Source organism: Peribacillus frigoritolerans (genome assembly GCF_040250305.1).
Taxonomy (GTDB): Bacteria; Bacillota; Bacilli; order Bacillales; family DSM-1321; genus Peribacillus.
The window spans coordinates 1760193-1778223 of record NZ_CP158190.1 but is presented as its reverse complement, the minus strand read 5'-3'; the positions used below and the strand labels follow the sequence as shown (position 1 = coordinate 1778223).

Here is an 18031-nt window from a genome sequence, read left to right as displayed (position 1 = left end):
CAATATTTTCAACCTTTTTGTCTAATAATTCAACCCATCCTTTTAAAAAACCACCTTTTTTTCTTTATTTTCCCGTTTGATTCTCCGTCTATCTTCTATATTATATTGTTCAAAACTCTTCCTCGATCTGCCTGGCACTCAAAACAAGTTTGGCACCATCAGAAATCAATTGATTGGTCCCCAGCGATTCAGGGCTCGTAACATTACCAGGAAGTGCAAACACATCCCTGCCGTGTTCCAATGCAGCTTGTGCCGTAATAAGGGATCCGCTTCTTTCTTTTGCCTCGACCACGAATACTCCCTGTGATAATCCACTGATGATTCGATTCCGAAGCGGAAACATCCAAGGTTCCGCCCTCATTTCCGGTGGAGTCTCAGATATAAGCAAGCCTTTTTTGCTGATTTCTTCAGCAAGGGGGACATTGGATTTTGGATATATTTGCATAAGCCCCCCTCCTAAAATCCCAATCGTATCTCCGCCTTCGCTTAATGTGATCTTATGTGACTCTGCATCGATTCCAGCCGCCACTCCACTTATGATCACGAACTTTTTCTTTACAAGCGGTAATAGAATCGTTTTTAAGGCCTCCAGACCATACGAGGTTGGCTTACGCGTTCCAACAACACCTAGCGTATTCTTCCTTGTTAAAAGCCTCTTATCGCCTTTAAAATAAAGAACCCACGGAGGATCGAATATTTGCTTCAGCAAAAAAGGGTATTCATCATCGAAGATCGTCAAACAATGAATTTGGCTATCTTCGTATAATTTAAGTTTATCGATGGTATTGAGTGAATGTAAATCTTTGAGAAAGAGGTTGAGCTTATTTGAAGGGATAGGGAGCATTTTTGCCCATTCAGCGTGATTCGTCGTGAACAGGGAAGATAATGACGGGTCTTTGGACATGATTATTTGGATTGTTTTCCATCCTGCTCCGCGGCAATGATGGAGATGGATTAACTTTTCTCTTTTATTCAATTGGAAACGCCCCTAATCGGATATTTTTTAAAAGTAGGTTGATAGTGATGCACTTGGTGTCTCCCGAGGAAAGTGGAGGAAAAAAAGGCCGACCCAAAAAAAGGTCGGCCAAGCTTGAATCAATGTGTTTTACAAGGTTCGTAAATATCTTTTTCTTTCAAGACGGAGATCAATGTTTCACCCATTACGGATGGAGTTTCGGCAACTTTAATTCCACATTCGTTCATAACGCGGATTTTCTCGTCAGCAGTCCCTTTTCCTCCTGAGATAATGGCACCAGCATGACCCATGCGTTTACCGGCTGGAGCCGTACGGCCACCAATGAAACCAACAACTGGCTTAGTCATATTTTCCTTCACCCAGATTGCTGCTTCTTCTTCTGCCGTTCCACCGATTTCCCCAATCATGATCACCGCATGTGTTTCCGGATCTTCATTGAACGCTTTCAAAACATCAATGAAATCCGTTCCGTTAACGGGATCTCCACCGATGCCGACAGCCGAAGATTGCCCAATGCCTGCTTGCGATAATTGGTGAACGGCTTCATACGTCAAAGTTCCAGAACGTGAAACTACACCTACATGGCCTTTTTTGTGGATATACCCTGGCATGATACCAATCTTACACTCTTCAGGAGTAATGACACCTGGGCAGTTCGGTCCGATCAAGCGAGTTTTTTTGCCTTCCATGTAGCGTTTAACCTTGACCATATCCAGGACAGGAATATGTTCCGTGATACAAATGACAAGATCAAGTTCTGCGTCGACGGCTTCTAGAATTGCATCGGCAGCAAATGGAGCCGGTACATAGATAACAGATGCATTCGCGCCGGTTTCAGTGACAGCTTCGGAAACTGTATTGAATACAGGTACCCCTTCCACTTCTGTTCCACCTTTACCCGGAGTGACTCCTCCAACGATTTTCGTGCCGTATTCCAACATTTGTTTTGTATGAAATAATGCTGTTGCACCAGTGATTCCCTGAACGATCACTTTCGTATCTTTATTAATATAAACGCTCATTATGTTCCCCCCTGCCTATTATCCTACAAGTGATACTATTTTTTGTGCTCCATCTGCCATTGATTCAGCAGACGTAATATTTAAACCTGACTCTTTTAGAATCTTTTTGCCAAGGTCCACATTCGTTCCTTCAAGACGAACAACAAGAGGGACATCCAGGCCAAGCTCTTTAGCAGCAGCCACGACGCCTGTAGCGATGATGTCACATTTCATGATTCCTCCGAAGATATTAACGAAGATGCCTTTAACATTTTGATCGGATAGGATGATTTTGAAAGCCTCTTTCACTTTTTCCTCAGTGGCGCCGCCACCAACGTCAAGGAAGTTAGCCGGATCTCCCATATAATGTTTAATGATGTCCATCGTCGCCATAGCAAGACCGGCACCATTAACCATGCATCCGATATTTCCGTCAAGCGATATGTAACTAAGGCCATGTTTTGATGCTTCAATCTCTTTCGCATCCTCTTCATCCAAATCACGGTACTCCGCGATGTCTTTATGGCGGTAAATCGCATTATCATCGAAGTTCAATTTAGCATCAAGCGCCATTACATCGCCGTCGCCAGTTACCACTAATGGGTTGATTTCTGCGATTGAGCAATCTTTATCAACGAAAGCTGTATATAAGTTAACCATCAGTTTGGAAGCTTTATTTATAAGTGAAGTCGGAATATTGATATTGAATGCAATCCTCCGTGCCTGGAAACCAGTCAGGCCGACAACCGGATCGATTACTTCTTTGAAAATTTTCTCTGGTGTCTTTTCAGCCACTTCCTCAATTTCCGTTCCGCCTTCTTCAGAAGCCATCAATACGACACTGTCCGTAGCACGGTCAAGGACCAGCCCGATATAATATTCTTTTGTAATGTCGCAGCCTTCTTCAATAAGTAAACGCTTAACTTCCTTGCCTGCAGGACCTGTTTGATGGGTCACCAATGTCTTGCCAAGAATCTCTTCTGCATATGTACGCGCTTCATCAAGATTCTTCGCTACCTTGACTCCGCCGGCTTTCCCGCGGCCACCCGCATGAATTTGAGCTTTGACGACAACAACTTCCGTACCTAACTCCTTCGCTGCTTCCACTGCTTCATCAACAGTAAAGGCAACCCGGCCATTTGGAACGGATACCCCGTATTGTCGCAATATCTCTTTCCCCTGATACTCATGGATATTCATTTCCCATCCTCCTTATCTACTAAAAAACAACTTTGAAATTTAATGCGTGTTTTCTCTACCATATTACAACAAAATTCTCCTTCGTGCATAATTTTCTTTCACATAATTTTTAAAATATTATTATAATATACTTCTAAACCCATGTTTAAAATGGAGAAAACCTTCTTCACCATTGTGTTTTTTTCTTATTAAATTCATATATTTTGGTTCTGAAAATCTATTTTCAAAAAAGTCATTACAGTTATAAATCTTCTAAAAACGCCTCTATGAAAGCCTTTTCAATATATTAAACCAGAGGTCGATTCATTGATAAATTACAATTATCCTTGTCTTGATTCAAAAGAAAAGCAAAAGGACAAAGCCATGGCCTTGTCCTTTTGCAAATACTTTAGTATTTTTTTAATATAATGAAAATTCGTCAGTGATTTCCCTAGTATTCTACATAAACCAACAGTATTCCAGTTAGTGATATAACCTGGATAAATTAGGAAACTACCGACTCATGTCCTTGTCAACTTTGTAAATGAATGCGAATACCTCCGCAACAGCTCCATACAATTCTTCCGGAATCGTTTGATTTATATCCAATTGACCTAAAAGTGCAGCTAGCGATTCGTCCCTTTGGACCGGTATATCCAGTTTCATCGCCTTTTCCAGAATATTTTCAGCCGTTTTACCTTTTCCCTTCGCCAATATGACGGGCGCTTTAGATGTCTTTTGATCATACTTTAAGGCAATCGCTTCTTTTCGTTTATCATTCATCATATTCGAATATCCACTCCACTATACGAACCGGCTTCTGAAAAAGGAATCGGTTTCACCCCTTGGTCCCGCTCTTTTTCATTCACGGGATTTACAAAGGAAACCCCTGACAATCTGTAATCCATTTTTTCGAGATTCTCCCTCAGGATGTCAAGATATTGACCGGCTGCCTCTTCAAGGACCGCACCATTCCCATTGATGACCGTCACTTTGATGATTCGGTTTTGAACCTGCATGTCGATGACCGTCTCTTTAAGGCGTTCCAATTCTAAATAAAATAGGACACGGCAGTAATCCGGGTCGATTTTTCCATCTTTTGTCTTTCTTCCGCTCCATTGTAAAGTCAGATCCGTTTGAGCAGGTCCCAGATTGAGTGGAAGTGTAAGGAGTAAATTCTGAATCGGTCCATTTTCCTGTGAAAGGATCTGTTGCGCAGTAATCCGATTTAGGATTTGTTCTGCCATCTCCTTCATAGATGCCGGCATTTGTTCATTCAGCAATTTAAGCAGCAGCGGTTTAAGTGTCTCCAAATCCTTCGGGAACTCCGCCACATCATCTCCAGAAAGATTAATGAGTGCATGTTCCAGCTGAAGACCAAGGATCTTGGTCATTTCTTTCAGTTGATGTGCAACAGAAGGTCCATCGGTGAAATCGATTGTTTGAAACTCAGCTTCCAATACAAGTGAAAGGACCAGCTTCTCATTATTCCTAGTGTATTGGGCCTCAGGAAGCCTATTAAGCGACTGGAACAATAATTCAGCCGCCTTACCCTTCGACTCAGCCACTTGATCTGTGTCCTTATTCAAGTAGCCTATTAGGTCATTCACTTCCATTTTTCCGCCTACTGCCTTATTAGCTGTTGCTTCGGTAAAAGAACTCTGGAGTAAATGGAAGGCAAGAGAGGAAAGTTTTTCTGCAGTAATGTTTTTTCTCGGCATCGAGTGGATATCATTTGGCAGTTTTGCCCCCACATGTTCATGACCATTCAATATGCGATCAATAGCAGTATCGATCTCTTCAACTTTTGCAAATGCTCCGCTTTTTGCCTCGGAAAGCAGCTGCAATCCTTGGTGTAGTTTATCAACCGCTGAATTCTTAGCAATACTTGTCCTAATCTCAGCTCCATCAATTAAATTTTCCAGAAAGACAGATTCCGTCATTCCCTTTGGTATGAAACCCGTCTTTTGAAGCAGGGAAAATGCACCGGATTTCATTTCTGGCTTTGAATCGGAATCCAGCCAAGTGGTCACTAGTTTTTGCAAACCGATTTGTTGAAACTGGTGCTGTTTAGCAACATGTAAGGAGTTCAATACTTCCATCAGCTTGACGGCAGTCCTCGTTACTGCCCCACCATCCTCCAGCTTTTGCTTGAAGCCACTGAGGAGTTTATGGAAAGGTTCACCTTTGGACTGTGTAAATAAAGCATCAAATACATCTTTTACAAAAGGCAGTTGCTGAATGAACATCGTTTTTATTACAGGCAGACCGACTTCTGCAGCATCAACAGCTTTTAACCATTGCATGGCGGGCTGAAAAGTTTCCTTGGTTATCGGGAGGCGATTTGTCAGGAGATATTCGGCAAGCTTCGTTGCGGACGGATCGGGCGTTATGCCGAGATGAGCGATTAATTTTGCAGCCGTTCCCTTTATGCTGGAATCGTTCAAATCGGGAGAATTTAAAGCTTTTAACACGAGCCCCCCCTTAATTGGGTGCTGCACTTGAAACCAATGCTTTTCTCCTGTTCGAAGCGGGATATCGAGAGTGGCAATCATTTTTTGATGGCCAATCTGGACCTCGGCCGTTTGGTTAGGAAAAACCTTATTCACCTTCCCGAAAAGGATTTGCCCGTTTTTCCAACTCGCAGTTCCTTTTATTTCAATGGGTGAAAATAACGGTTGACCGCTTGTTATGGATTGCATCACTCATCCCCCCTTAATCCTTCGTTCGTGCAGCTATTTCCTTAACTGGTGCAAAACTTCTTCTATGCCAAGGTGTAAGCCCGTGCGTGTCGAGCGCTTCTAAATGTTGGCTTGTCCCGTAACCCATGTGCTTTTCAAAACCATATTCCGGATATTTCTCACCATAATCCTTCATCATTCTATCACGGGTCACTTTCGCTATTATGGATGCCGCAGAGATGCTAATGCTTCTTGCGTCCCCCTTTATGAGCGAAAGCTGCGGAATCGGCACATCCAGTTCCATTGCATCGATCAACAAATGATCAGGAAGTTCCGACAGATCGTTCAATGCAGCCACCATTGCCTTTTTCGTAGCTTGATATATATTGATTTCATCAATTACTTCACTATGTACAACACCTACACCTATGGATAGTGCTTCCTTAAAAATCATTTCATAAAACAGTTCCCTTTTTGCTTCTGGAATCTTTTTGGAATCATTAAGCCCTGGCAAATAAAAAGATTCATGCAAGATTACTGCACTGGTCACAACTGGTCCTGCCAGAGGTCCTCTTCCAACTTCATCGATACCAGCCAGAATGGAAAACCCCTGTTTTCGCAATTGACGTTCAAACTCCGTCATTTCCGTGAAAGCATCCCTTACCTGTTGTTCTTTTTCATAAGCTCTTTGCCATTTGCTTACTAAGTCGGTTACTCCCTTTCGTCCGTCCTCCCGGCATTTCTGTAAAAATAAATCTTCGGGCTCTCTTATTGTCTTTAACTTTGAGGAGATTTCCTTAATGCTCATTTCAGTTATCATCTTTATCACCCATCATATTAATTATCGGCAGCCTTGCTCCCTTTCTACAGTTCAGACGAAAATACGGAGCGGAAAAGAGACATCAAAAAGAGTAAGCCTTTTCGACATCCAACTCCAGCTCCGTATCAATCCTTTTCATTGATTGTCTTCAACAATCAGGTCAATGTTAATGTTATTCGGGGATATCATTCTCTTCATCATCCAAAGGGACCTCAAACGTAAGCGGACCCATCTTTTCTGAACGGATTTCACGTACGACCAACTCTGCCGTTTTGTCATAATCGATGAAGCCCCCAGATGCTAAACAGCCCCTGAACTTTCCGACAGCATCAAACAATTCGAGCGTTTCCTGCGGAATTACATCCAGGTTATAACGGGATTTCAACCTATCGGGATATTCTTTTTCCAAAAAGCGAAGGCCGTATAATGAGACTTCATGCAAGTTTAAAATCGTATCTTTAATCGCACCTGTCAACGCAAGCTTCAAGCCTACTTCTTGATCCTCGAATTTCGGCCAGAGAATCCCCGGCGTGTCGAGCAATTCCAATTCCTTGCCAACTTTTATCCATTGCTGCGCTTTAGTGACGCCAGGCGTATTCCCTGTTTTGGCAATGTTCTTTTTCGCAAGTCGATTGATTAAGGTCGATTTCCCCACGTTCGGAATGCCGACTATCATGGCACGGATCGCTCTCGGCTTTATTCCTCTTGATTCCATCCGCTCATACTTCTCTTTTAAAAGTTTTTTGGAAGCAGCAGTAATCTGGTTTAAACCGTTTCCCGCCTGTGAGTTAATGGCAATCGCCGTTTTCCCCTGCGATTTATAATGTTCAAGCCACATATTCGTTTTTACCGGATCGGCCATATCAGCTTTATTCAAAAGGATGACCCTTGGTTTATGCTGAATGATTTCATCGATCATCGGGTTTCGTGAAGATGCCGGTATCCGGGCATCCACAAGTTCAAAGATGATGTCGATCAGTTTTAATTTCTCTGTTACTTCCCGTCTTGCTTTGGCCATATGGCCAGGGAACCACTGTATTGTCAATGGAATGCACCTTCCTACTATTCCGCCAATCGAAAGTCTTCGATCGGCCAATAAACTAATTTAGTTTTTCCTAACACTTTATCGTAAGGAACGACACCTACGCCGCTATGACGGCTGTCCTTACTAAAACGGCGATTATCCCCCAGGACAAATAGGTGGCCTTCAGGCACCGTTTCTTGTTCTATGACATCACTTAATGTAAAAGGTTCCGTCAAGTCCCCGCCATCTATCAATTGTTCTTTATATTCATCCAAGTATGGCTCATCATAAGCTTTTCCATTCACGTAAAGAGTATCATTTTTATATTCGACTTTTTCCCCTGGCAATCCGATGACACGCTTTATGTAATCCTTGCCTTCTGGAGCTTCGAAAACGATAATGTCGAATCTTTTCGGTTCGCCAATCGAATAGGAGATTTTATTAACGATCATGCGGTCCGTATCCTTTAATGTCGGCATCATGGAATTACCGTCCACAACAATAGGAGCCAGCAGGAAATAACGAATCAGCGTCGCCGCTATAACTGCGATTATGACCGCCTTTGTCCATTCCCACAATTCATTTTTCTTTTTCGCCATCCTTACCCACCCTTTTTGAAGCATATCAACAATTATTTTAACATGTTGCGGACGCTATAGCGAGCAGGATTCTATATAGTTTTCACCGTAAGTGTATTCATCGTTTCTTAAAGTGCAAAAAGGGAGCCTGATAAACAAGCTCCCTTTTTGCATGATACTCTTTGGTTATTCACCTTATGTGGATCATGGTAAACCCGCATGAAGATATTCGAAGAATTAACGACGAATTTCTTTAATACGTGCTTTTTTACCACGAAGTTCGCGTAGGTAATAAAGTTTCGCACGACGTACTTTACCGTGACGGATAACTTCTAATTTCGCAATTTTTGGTGTGTGAACAGGGAAAGCACGTTCTACTCCAACGCCGTAAGAAATCTTACGTACTGTGAAAGTTTCACTAACTCCGCCGCCACGACGTTTGATTACAACGCCTTCAAACAACTGGATACGTTCGCGAGTTCCTTCAATAACCTTTACGTGTACACGTACTGTGTCACCAGGTCTGAATGATGGAAGATCTGAGCGAAGTTGTTCTTTTGTGATTTCGTTAATAAGATTTTGCATCGATTTCAACTCCTCCTGGACGCTCTTGCAAATACTTATTGTTTGCAGCGGAACATCGTTATAAGACTGAGCATTTTGCCCAAGTCACAAGGTATATCCTATCATACTATAAACGTCGATGCAATAGAGATCAGTCTTCTTTTTTAATCTCGGACAATAATTTTTCTTCAACTTCCGATAGTTCATAACTATCGAGCAAGTCCGGACGTCGAATCCAAGTTCTGCGCAGGGATTCCTTCATCCGCCATTCATCGATTTTTTTATGATTCCCGGATATTAGCGGATCGGGAACTTTCATCCCCCGGAAATCTGCAGGTCTAGTATAATGTGGATGCTCTAACAAACCAGAAGAATAGGAATCAAGAATCGGGGAGTCAACATTTCCAAGAACGCCAGGCAGCAAGCGCACAACGCTGTCAATAATGACCATTGCTCCCAATTCCCCGCCTGTAAGCACAAAGTCACCTATCGATATTTCATCAGTGACGACATGCTCCCGGATCCGCTCATCATACCCTTCATAATGCCCGCAAATGAAAATGAGATGTTCCTCTCCAGCTAACTCTTCGGCTTTTTTCTGCGTGTAACGCTCTCCCTGGGGACAAAGCAGGACTACCCTTGGGGTTAGCTCAGCTTGCCCTTTAAGAGCTTCCACGGCATCAAAGATCGGCTGTGCCTTCAATACCATTCCGGCACCGCCGCCATACGGATAATCGTCTACCGTCGAATGCTTATTATCTGCATAATCTCGGAAATTGGTCACCTTATAGCTGACAGCCTGCTTTTCCGCTGCCTTTTTTAAGATTGACGAGCCAAGTACCCCTTCGAACATTTCTGGAAAAAGCGAAAGCACATCGATTTTCATCAGTCTAAAAGTCCTTCCATCGGTGTAATGATGACCTTTTTAGCGGATATATCCACTTCTTTTACAATTTGTTCAATATACGGAATCAGAATGTCCTTACTGCCAGCTTTCTTAATGACCCAAACATCATTTGCACCAGGCGTAAGAACCTCAATGATCTCCCCAACTTCCATGCCTTCATCCGTAAATACCGAACAGCCGATGATTTCATGGAAGTAGAACTCACCTTCGTCCAATTTACCAAGCTGTGCTTCCTTGACTTTAAGGACCCCGTTTTTAAAAGCCTCGACCTGTCCGACGTTATAATAGTTCTCGAACGTCAATAGGTTAAAGTTTTTATGGGTGCGATGCGACCTGATGACAAGCGGCAAAGGTTTTTTCTCAGTGTCCCTAAACAAATACAGAGTATTTCCCACTTTGTATCGTTTTTCCGGAAAGTCTGTTGAAGAAATAACACGGACTTCTCCTAAAAGACCATGTGTGTTGACAATTTTACCTACATTAAACCATTTTTCCATTCTTTCACCTCTAACGAATTTCCGAGACGATTCCATCTTTAATGACAATGGTCTTCGTTGCCATGATTTCGTCCCAATCTGCCCCAATTTCCACATCAATGATACTTTGAACTTCCCGTTCCTTCAATTCACTTCCGGCGGGAAGGATCTCCAGCTGCTCCATTTGAAATTCAAGCAGTTTAATTTTTTCTTGCCTCTGGTTAATTTCTTTTTCGAAATGAGCACGGAGACTAGCAGGTTGGAGAGTTCTTGTTTTTTCAAGTTTTTTCAGTTCAAAGCGAAGCTGTTCACTCTCTTTTTGAAGCTGAAGGCGTTTTGACTTGTATTTCTCGAGGAGCTGATTCTTGCTGGATTCCGTTAATACTTGGTTAACGATTACATTTTGGAGAATTTTCATTCCAGCACCTCCTATTATCTATGATTTCGTATTTCCTTCTAAAAATATGTATGATGGGGTAATCTTTTTGAAATGGGGGTCATTCTCTTAAGTATAACGTAAATCGGTAAAAGATGCGTCTTAAAAGGCGTAAAGTTTAAAGCCCGAATTTGATCAATTGGGATCTAAGCTTTCTTGAAGTACAAAAAAAGGAGGGGTATTAACCCTCCTTATTCGGAAATCTCCAAATAGATTTTCTTCTGCTGTGAAGATCCTGCTGCATATACCACAGTCCGAATCGCCTTAGCAACACGCCCTTGTTTACCGATCACCTTGCCCATATCCTCTTTATGAACGGAGAGGATATAAACAATCCGGTCGGATTCTTCCTTGGAGGTCACGATGACCTCTTCCGGATAATCCACAAGTGCTGAAACAATCGTTTCAATCAGTGCTTTCATCAACTACCGTCGATTACTTGCTGTTTTTTGCAACATGGAATTTTTCCATGATGCCTTGTGTTGAGAATAAGTTACGAACTGTATCAGATGGTTTAGCTCCATCTTGTAACCATTTAAGAGCAAGCTCTTCGTTGATATCAACTTTTGCTGGTTGAGCCACCGGGTTATATGTTCCTACCACTTCAATGTAACGTCCGTCACGTGGTGAACGAGAATCTGCAACTACAATACGATAGAAAGGAGATTTTTTAGCTCCCATACGTTTTAAGCGAATTTTTACTGCCATTTTAAATAAGCACCTCCGAATAGTTTCACACAAGATAGTATAATATCAAATGTCTTGTATGTTTGTAAAGGTTTTTTTCTTAACAGGTAAAAAAAGTGTTGAAATACATGGCTTCGACCCGTATTTCACCTTAGTTCCGAGCTGAAATAAACCTTACATGAACGGGAATTTGAATCCCTTTTTCTTTCCTTTTTGCATGTTCGTAACCTGTTTCATCATCTTTTTCATTTCTTCGAATTGCTTCAGTAGACGGTTCACTTCTTGAATCGATCTGCCGCTTCCTTTGGCAATCCGTTTCTTGCGGGATGCATTCATGGTTTCCGGATGTTCCTTTTCATGCGTTGTCATTGATCGGATGATAGCTTCAACATGACCGATTTGTTTTTCATCGATTTGAAGGTTGTCCATCCCTTTCATTTTATTCGCACCGGGAATCATTTTCAGAATATCATCAAGCGGTCCCATATTCCGCACCTGACCGAGCTGATCAAGGAAATCATCAAAGGTAAAAGTGGCTGTACGCATCTTTTTCTCTAATTCTTTCGCTTTTTCTTCATCTACATTGGCCTGTGCTTTTTCGATAAGGGTCAATACATCACCCATGCCGAGGATCCTTGACGCCATCCGTTCTGGATGGAACGCTTCAAGTGCATCCAATTTTTCACCCATACCGACGAATTTAATCGGCGTGTTGGTGACTGAACGAATTGAAAGTGCCGCACCACCACGTGTATCCCCATCAAGTTTCGTTAATACGGCTCCTGTCAGGCCCAGCTGTTCATTGAAGCTTTGGGCTACATTGACCGCATCCTGACCGGTCATCGCATCGACAACCAGGAAGATTTCATCTGGTTTTGTCAACTCTTTGATATCCTTCAGTTCGCCCATCAAGTTTTCATCAACATGAAGGCGGCCTGCGGTATCAATCAACACATAATCATGATGTTCTTCCTTAGCTTTTTCAATTGCCTGTTTGGCAATTTCAACAGGACTGACCTGGTCCCCAAGGGAGAAAACAGGCATGCTTAATTGTTTGCCAAGTGTTTCAAGCTGCTTAATCGCCGCCGGACGGTAAATATCAGCCGCAACGAGCAATGGCTTGCGGTTGTATTTTTTCCTTAGAAGATTGGCAAGCTTTCCGGTGGTCGTCGTTTTACCTGCACCTTGAAGACCTACCATCATGATGACAGTCGGTGGTTTCGAGGCAACGGCGATCTTGCTTTGTTCGCCGCCCATCAGCTCCGTCAATTCTTCCTTGACTACCTTTATTACCTGTTGACCGGGGGTTAAGCTTTTCAGCACTTCCTGACCTACCGAACGTTCACTGACACGTTTTACAAAATCCTTCACGACTTTAAAGTTAACATCCGCTTCAAGCAGGGCCAATCGAACTTCACGCATCATTTCTTTAACGTCCGCTTCGTTGACTTTCCCTTTTCCACGGATCTTTTGCATCGTGCTCTGCAGTCGGTCGGCCAATCCTTCAAATGCCATATTGCCGCCTCCTAATCCAACTTCTCAAGCGTTGTGATTGCGTCTAGCAGCTTCTCTTTTGAAAAGGATTCCTTTTCTATGAGTCCCTTCATATTCGCAATCCACTGGTTACGCTCTTGAAATTTTTGAAATAACAATAGCTTTGCTTCATATTCCTCAAGCATCGCTTCTGTTCTTTTTATATTATCATAGACTGCCTGCCTACTGACTTCGTATTCATCGGCAATCTCGCCAAGAGAGTAATCATCCAGATAGTAGAGGGACATATAGCTCTGCTGCTTCTCTGTTAACAACGATTGGTAAAAGTCATACAAATAATTAATCCGCGTTGTCTTTTCAAGCATCTTAGCAAGCCTCCCTGCTGTTAAGTGAAAACCCTTTACAAGTTTATATTGTAAAGCCTTGTTTATTTGATGTCAAGTTAAACTCCTTACCACTTGTTTGCAAAGCATTATTTTTTTCTTTTCCCGCCTCTTTTTTGGACATTTCTGAGAATTGTTCCTTCAATTATCTCTGTAAAAAAACCAGAAGAGAATTATCTCTTCCGGCTTACAATTTTTCTTAAACCTCTTCTTTATCGATGATATCAGCAAAAAGGCCATAAACATATTTCTCAGCATCGAATTCCTGTAGATCGTCCATCTTTTCACCTAGCCCGACAAATTTAACGGGAATGGCCAATTCATTGCGAATTGCCAATACAATTCCGCCTTTTGCGGTGCCATCAAGCTTTGTTAAAACAATACCGGACACATTGGTCGCTTCCTTGAATGTCTTGGCCTGAATGAGGGCATTTTGTCCAGTTGTTGCGTCAAGGGCAAGCAACACCTCGTGTGGTGCACCAGGTACTTCACGTTCAATTACACGTTTCACCTTTTCCAATTCCTTCATTAAGTTCACTTTATTCTGTAAGCGACCGGCAGTGTCACAGATCAGGATATCCGCTTTTCGTGCTTTGGCGGCCTGAATGGCGTCGAACATGACCGCAGCAGGGTCAGAGCCTTCACCCTGTTTGATTACACTGACGCCGACACGCTCTCCCCAAACCTCAAGCTGTTCAATCGCACCGGCACGGAAGGTATCCCCGGCAGCCAATACGACAGATTTACCTTCCATTTTAAATTTATGGGCAAGTTTACCAATGGTCGTCGTTTTCCCTACCCCATTAACCCCTACAAACAAAATGACCGTCAAACCTTCTTCTTGTATATTCAGGCTTGAAGTCGCTTCATCATCACCTTGGTAGATTTCCACTAGCTTTTCGGAAATGACGGACTGCACTTCCCTCGTATCAGAGATATTGCGAAGCTTGACTTCCCTTTTCAATTGATCAATCAGTTCCATCACAGTATCGAAGCCTACATCAGCCTGTATAAGGATTTCTTCAAGTTCTTCAAAAAAGTCCTCATCCACTTTCCGATAACGGGCAACAAGTTCATTAACCCTTCCAGTAAAGGAATTCCTTGTCTTTGTCAAACCTTGCTTGAATTTTTCCCCAATGGATACTTCTGCTTCAACTGATTTTTCTTTTTCTTCCTGGGTCGTAAATTTCTCTTTTAGCTTTTTGAAAAAACTCATTGTCCCACTTCCTCTAATTCATGAATTTTAAACTTCAATAAAGTTTTCTGATTCTTCCATCCGGACGGAAACAAGTTTGGAGACGCCTGACTCCTGCATCGTAATGCCATATAGGACATCTGCTTCTTCCATCGTGCCTTTGCGGTGAGTAATCACGATGAACTGCGTTTCCCTGCTGAACTTCCTTAAAAATTGACTGAACCGGACAACATTCGCCTCATCAAGCGCTGCCTCGACTTCATCAAGGATACAGAAAGGCACCGGACGCACTTTTAGAATGGAGAATAAAAGGGCTATGGCTGTCAATGCTCGTTCCCCACCCGATAAGAGGCTCAAATTTTGCAGTTTTTTCCCGGGAGGCTGTGCAATGATATCCACCCCTGTATTTAGTAAATCATCCGGATTTGTCAGTTTCAGCTCGGCTCTGCCTCCGCCAAATAAAGCTTTGAAGACTTGTTCGAATTCTTCACGGATCGAATAGAAGGTATCCGCAAAGCGCCGCTTCATTTCATCATCCATTTCATCGATGACTTGGAATAATGTATCCTTCGCCTGTTGAAGGTCTTCCTTTTGACTTAGAAGGAATTCATAGCGTTCAGCTACACGTGCGTATTCATCAATTGCACCTAGATTCACCGTCCCCAGTTCCTCGATTGCAAGCTTGATGAGCTTCACCCTTTTTTGAGCTTCTTCTGAAGGCATCATCAATGGATACTGTTCTTTAGCACCTTCAAAGGAAAGGGTATATTCTTCTCTCAAGTGGTCGAGACGATTTTCCAGTTCGACATCCAGACGAGTTAATTTCACTTCTTCATCCTTCATCACTTCGACAATGCCTCTATAAAGTCGATTTTCTTCTTTCAAGGACAGTTCAAGCGATTCAACTTCCTTTAGAAGCTCGTTTTTTTCCTGTTTTTTTATGGTGATCCCTTCAATTGCCCCATTTTTATCGAGCAATTTCTGCTGAGCCATATCTTCCAGTGACTCTTCCCCGCTTGAACTGTCTGTCATTTCATTGGTCAGGAGCCCTAAATCATCTTTGTTTTCGGCAAGCCTGCTTGTTTCCTTTGAAAGATCCGATTCAATGCGTTCCATCTTCTCTTTTTGGTTTTGCAGCTGGCCACGCTTAGAGGCAAGCATTACCCTCAGTTCATTCGTTTCTTCAGCAAGGCTCTCTTTTGAGGATTGTTGGGATTGCTTTTGTTCGGTCATTTCGGAAATCAACCTGTCAAGCCCTTCAATTTCCGATTTACATGAGTCCAAAAGTTCTTCCAGCTCTTCAAGTCTTGCTGTTTTTTGCTGTTGTTCTTCTAAATATGAATTTTTATCCAAATCATAAAGATGCAGCCGCTCATTCACATTTCTTTCCTGCAGCTCCACTTCACGGAGTTCGCCCTTAAGGGTTTGTTCTTGTAATCGAAGTCTCTCTCCAGTTTTTCTGGTTTGTTCAAGCGTTTGCTCTTGAACACCCACATCCACTTTGAGCTGTTTGACTTGCTTTTCTAGCTGATTCGTTTTAGCTTCCATGGCAGCAAGTTTTTGTTGGAGCTCTTCCAATTCCGTTTTCCTTGAAAGCAGGGAGGTCGTTTTTTGCTTTAAGGCTCCGCCAGTCATTGAACCGCCTGGATTGACGATATCCCCCTCAAGTGTTACGAAGCGGAAACGGTGCTGCATCATTTTCGCCAGGTCATTTGCACCTTTTAAATCTGTAGTGATCATCACGGTTCCCAATAGGTTTTCTGCAATCGCTGCATGCCTATCATCATATTGGATCAATGAGGAACCAGTCCCTACAAAAGCTGAATGGCTCTTCAGCATCGATAATTGGTTAGCTGATATCTCTCTTGCCTTTATGACTGATAAAGGCAAGAACGTCGCACGCCCATACCTATTTTTCTTCAAGAAGGAAATGGCTTCCCGTGCATGCTCTTCGCGTTCCACGACAACATGCTGCATCGCTCCGCCCAGAGCCGTTTCGATGGCCGTTTCATATTCCTTTGGAACCTTAATCAATTCCGCAACTGCCCCTTCAATGCCTGGAAGGGTTTCTTTCGCTTTTAAAACCTCTTTTACACCCTGAAAGAAGCCTGCATAATCATCTTCCATTTCTTCAAGCAGTTCCTTACGTGATTTTGCCTGTTGAAGGAATTGATAGGCCTTGTAAAGGGTGGTTTCTTGTTTTTGATACGTATCTTTTGCCGCATTCAATTTATTCTGCTGATTTCGGAAATAAGTGACATGCTCTTCAAGCTGCTTGGTCATATTGTCCATCAGCTTTGAATATTCCACTTTTTTAGCAGTGATATCCATTCTTTCGGTTAAGAACTTTTCATTTTCCATGTCAAGTTTAGCATTTTTATGTTCCTGCTGTGTTAGCTGCTGGAGCAGGTATTGTTTTTCGTTTTTAGCCGATGCCTGCTTGTTCAACCACTCGATATAGTCACTCTTTTTCGCTTCGATCATCGCCTCTATATCACTATTGAATAGGCCCAGGCTTTTTTGTTTTTCATGTAAGGTTTCAGAAATCCCTTTCACTTCCAAGTTCAGTGCATTCAGGATTTCCGTTTCTCTTTCCTTTTGCAAAGACAGACGCTCGACAGCAGCCTCACCTTCCACAATCGCTTTTTCCAGCTGTGACTTGTTTTGGGCGGCATTTTTCTTCCGTTCTTTCAAAACTTCTTTACGGCCTTCAAGCTTTTCAAGTTCTTCGCTGGCATTCAGGAGAATTTCCTGAAGACCATTGATCGATGTCTCAAGCGTCGCAAGACTATCCCTTAGCTTTTTGAGATGCGCTTCCCTATCATGAAGCTGTCCTGCCATTTGCTGTTCCATTTCATTATGTTTTTCAAGTTCCTGTGAAAGTTTTTCCCATTTTTCATAAAGTTCTTCTATTTCAAAAACGGTTAAAGCCACTTCTATTTGCTCAAGCTCGTCTTTCTTCGCCAAAAATTCCTTGGCGAGGGAAGACTGAATTTTTAACGGCTCCACCTGCCCCTCCAATTCATGGAGGATATCATGGACACGGTTTAAGTTATCCTGTGTTTCCGTCAGCTTCGATTCCGCTTTTCGTTTTCTCGTTTTATACTTCAGGACACCGGCTGCTTCTTCAAAAATCACTCGTCTTTCTTCAGCCTTACTGCTAAGGATTTCTTCCACTTTCCCTTGGCTGATGATGGAAAACGCTTCTCTCCCAAGACCAGAATCCATGAAAAGGTCTATGATGTCTTTCAGACGGCAACCTTGATTATTAATGAAAAATTCACTTTCTCCCGATCGATATACACGTCTTGTCACACTGACTTCATGAAAGTCAATTGGCAGGGAATTGGTCTCGTTATCAAGGGTCAATGATACTTCCGCAAAATTCAACGCTTTCCTCGTGTCACTTCCCGAAAAGATGATATCTTCCATTTTTGCTCCACGCAGTGATTTCGCAGACTGCTCTCCAAGTACCCATCGGACTGCATCGGTCACATTACTTTTACCGCTTCCGTTTGGTCCAACCACTGCCGTGACACCAGGTACAAAATCAATCGAAATTTTCTCTGCGAAAGATTTAAATCCTACAACGTCCAAACGTTTGAGGAACATGACCTTTCCCCCTCTACT

Annotated in this window: 18 protein-coding genes; all 18 read right to left on the bottom strand. The window is 42.6% G+C overall.

The window, feature by feature from the left end:
• Positions 1 to 109 precede the first annotated feature (109 nt).
• Positions 110 to 976: a DNA-processing protein DprA gene (gene dprA, locus ABOA58_RS08820; RefSeq protein WP_350301992.1), complete on the bottom strand. Its 867-nt coding sequence runs from the start codon at positions 974 to 976 to the stop codon at positions 110 to 112.
• 119 nt (positions 977 to 1095) lie between these two features.
• Positions 1096 to 1998 carry a succinate--CoA ligase subunit alpha gene (sucD, locus tag ABOA58_RS08815; protein WP_241591141.1) on the bottom strand — a complete coding sequence of 301 codons (903 nt, stop codon included), beginning with the start codon at positions 1996 to 1998 and terminating at the stop codon, positions 1096 to 1098.
• An 18-nt stretch (positions 1999 to 2016) separates the two neighbouring features.
• Positions 2017 to 3177, bottom strand: coding sequence for an ADP-forming succinate--CoA ligase subunit beta (gene sucC / locus ABOA58_RS08810; protein WP_350301991.1), 1161 nt, complete (start codon positions 3175 to 3177; stop codon positions 2017 to 2019).
• Positions 3178 to 3669: 492 nt separating this feature from the next.
• A complete protein-coding gene (locus tag ABOA58_RS08805) occupies positions 3670 to 3942 on the bottom strand; it encodes an EscU/YscU/HrcU family type III secretion system export apparatus switch protein (RefSeq protein ID WP_413016598.1) in 273 nt (90 codons plus the stop codon).
• Complete coding sequence (locus ABOA58_RS08800; RefSeq protein WP_350301990.1) at positions 3939 to 5858, bottom strand: hypothetical protein; 1920 nt, start codon at positions 5856 to 5858, stop codon at positions 3939 to 3941. Before ABOA58_RS08800 ends, ABOA58_RS08805 begins: the two co-directional genes overlap by 4 nt.
• A gap of 13 nt (positions 5859 to 5871) precedes the next feature.
• Entirely contained in the window at positions 5872 to 6654 is a 783-nt protein-coding gene (locus ABOA58_RS08795; RefSeq protein ID WP_350302826.1) for a ribonuclease HII, read from the bottom strand.
• Positions 6655 to 6829: 175 nt separating this feature from the next.
• On the bottom strand, positions 6830 to 7702 hold the full coding sequence (gene ylqF / locus ABOA58_RS08790; RefSeq protein ID WP_350301989.1) for a ribosome biogenesis GTPase YlqF: 873 nt from the start codon (positions 7700 to 7702) through the stop codon (positions 6830 to 6832).
• A gap of 17 nt (positions 7703 to 7719) precedes the next feature.
• Entirely contained in the window at positions 7720 to 8280 is a 561-nt protein-coding gene (lepB, locus tag ABOA58_RS08785; RefSeq protein WP_350301988.1) for a signal peptidase I, read from the bottom strand.
• Between the two features lie 216 nt (positions 8281 to 8496).
• Positions 8497 to 8844, bottom strand: a complete 348-nt coding sequence (rplS, locus tag ABOA58_RS08780; protein ID WP_034313702.1) for a 50S ribosomal protein L19 — start codon at positions 8842 to 8844, stop codon at positions 8497 to 8499.
• A 130-nt stretch (positions 8845 to 8974) separates the two neighbouring features.
• Positions 8975 to 9709, bottom strand: a complete 735-nt coding sequence (trmD, locus tag ABOA58_RS08775) for a tRNA (guanosine(37)-N1)-methyltransferase TrmD (protein WP_350301987.1) — start codon at positions 9707 to 9709, stop codon at positions 8975 to 8977.
• The gene (rimM, locus tag ABOA58_RS08770) at positions 9709 to 10227 is read right to left on the bottom strand and encodes a ribosome maturation factor RimM (protein WP_214750782.1); all 519 of its coding nucleotides are present in this window, start codon (positions 10225 to 10227) and stop codon (positions 9709 to 9711) included. The genes trmD and rimM overlap by 1 nt, the downstream gene beginning before the upstream one ends.
• Before the next feature lie 10 nt (positions 10228 to 10237).
• Complete coding sequence (locus ABOA58_RS08765; protein ID WP_034313711.1) at positions 10238 to 10624, bottom strand: YlqD family protein; 387 nt, start codon at positions 10622 to 10624, stop codon at positions 10238 to 10240.
• A 209-nt stretch (positions 10625 to 10833) separates the two neighbouring features.
• Positions 10834 to 11064: a KH domain-containing protein gene (locus ABOA58_RS08760; RefSeq protein WP_048684915.1), complete on the bottom strand. Its 231-nt coding sequence runs from the start codon at positions 11062 to 11064 to the stop codon at positions 10834 to 10836.
• Between the two features lie 13 nt (positions 11065 to 11077).
• Positions 11078 to 11350 carry a 30S ribosomal protein S16 gene (rpsP, locus tag ABOA58_RS08755; RefSeq protein WP_057913437.1) on the bottom strand — a complete coding sequence of 91 codons (273 nt, stop codon included), beginning with the start codon at positions 11348 to 11350 and terminating at the stop codon, positions 11078 to 11080.
• A gap of 153 nt (positions 11351 to 11503) precedes the next feature.
• The gene (gene ffh, locus ABOA58_RS08750) at positions 11504 to 12844 is read right to left on the bottom strand and encodes a signal recognition particle protein (protein WP_101224630.1); all 1341 of its coding nucleotides are present in this window, start codon (positions 12842 to 12844) and stop codon (positions 11504 to 11506) included.
• An 11-nt stretch (positions 12845 to 12855) separates the two neighbouring features.
• Positions 12856 to 13188: a putative DNA-binding protein gene (locus tag ABOA58_RS08745; protein WP_034313718.1), complete on the bottom strand. Its 333-nt coding sequence runs from the start codon at positions 13186 to 13188 to the stop codon at positions 12856 to 12858.
• Positions 13189 to 13405: 217 nt separating this feature from the next.
• Positions 13406 to 14422: a signal recognition particle-docking protein FtsY gene (ftsY, locus tag ABOA58_RS08740; protein ID WP_350301986.1), complete on the bottom strand. Its 1017-nt coding sequence runs from the start codon at positions 14420 to 14422 to the stop codon at positions 13406 to 13408.
• A gap of 27 nt (positions 14423 to 14449) precedes the next feature.
• Positions 14450 to 18013, bottom strand: coding sequence for a chromosome segregation protein SMC (smc, locus tag ABOA58_RS08735; protein WP_350301985.1), 3564 nt, complete (start codon positions 18011 to 18013; stop codon positions 14450 to 14452).
• Positions 18014 to 18031 lie beyond the last annotated feature (18 nt).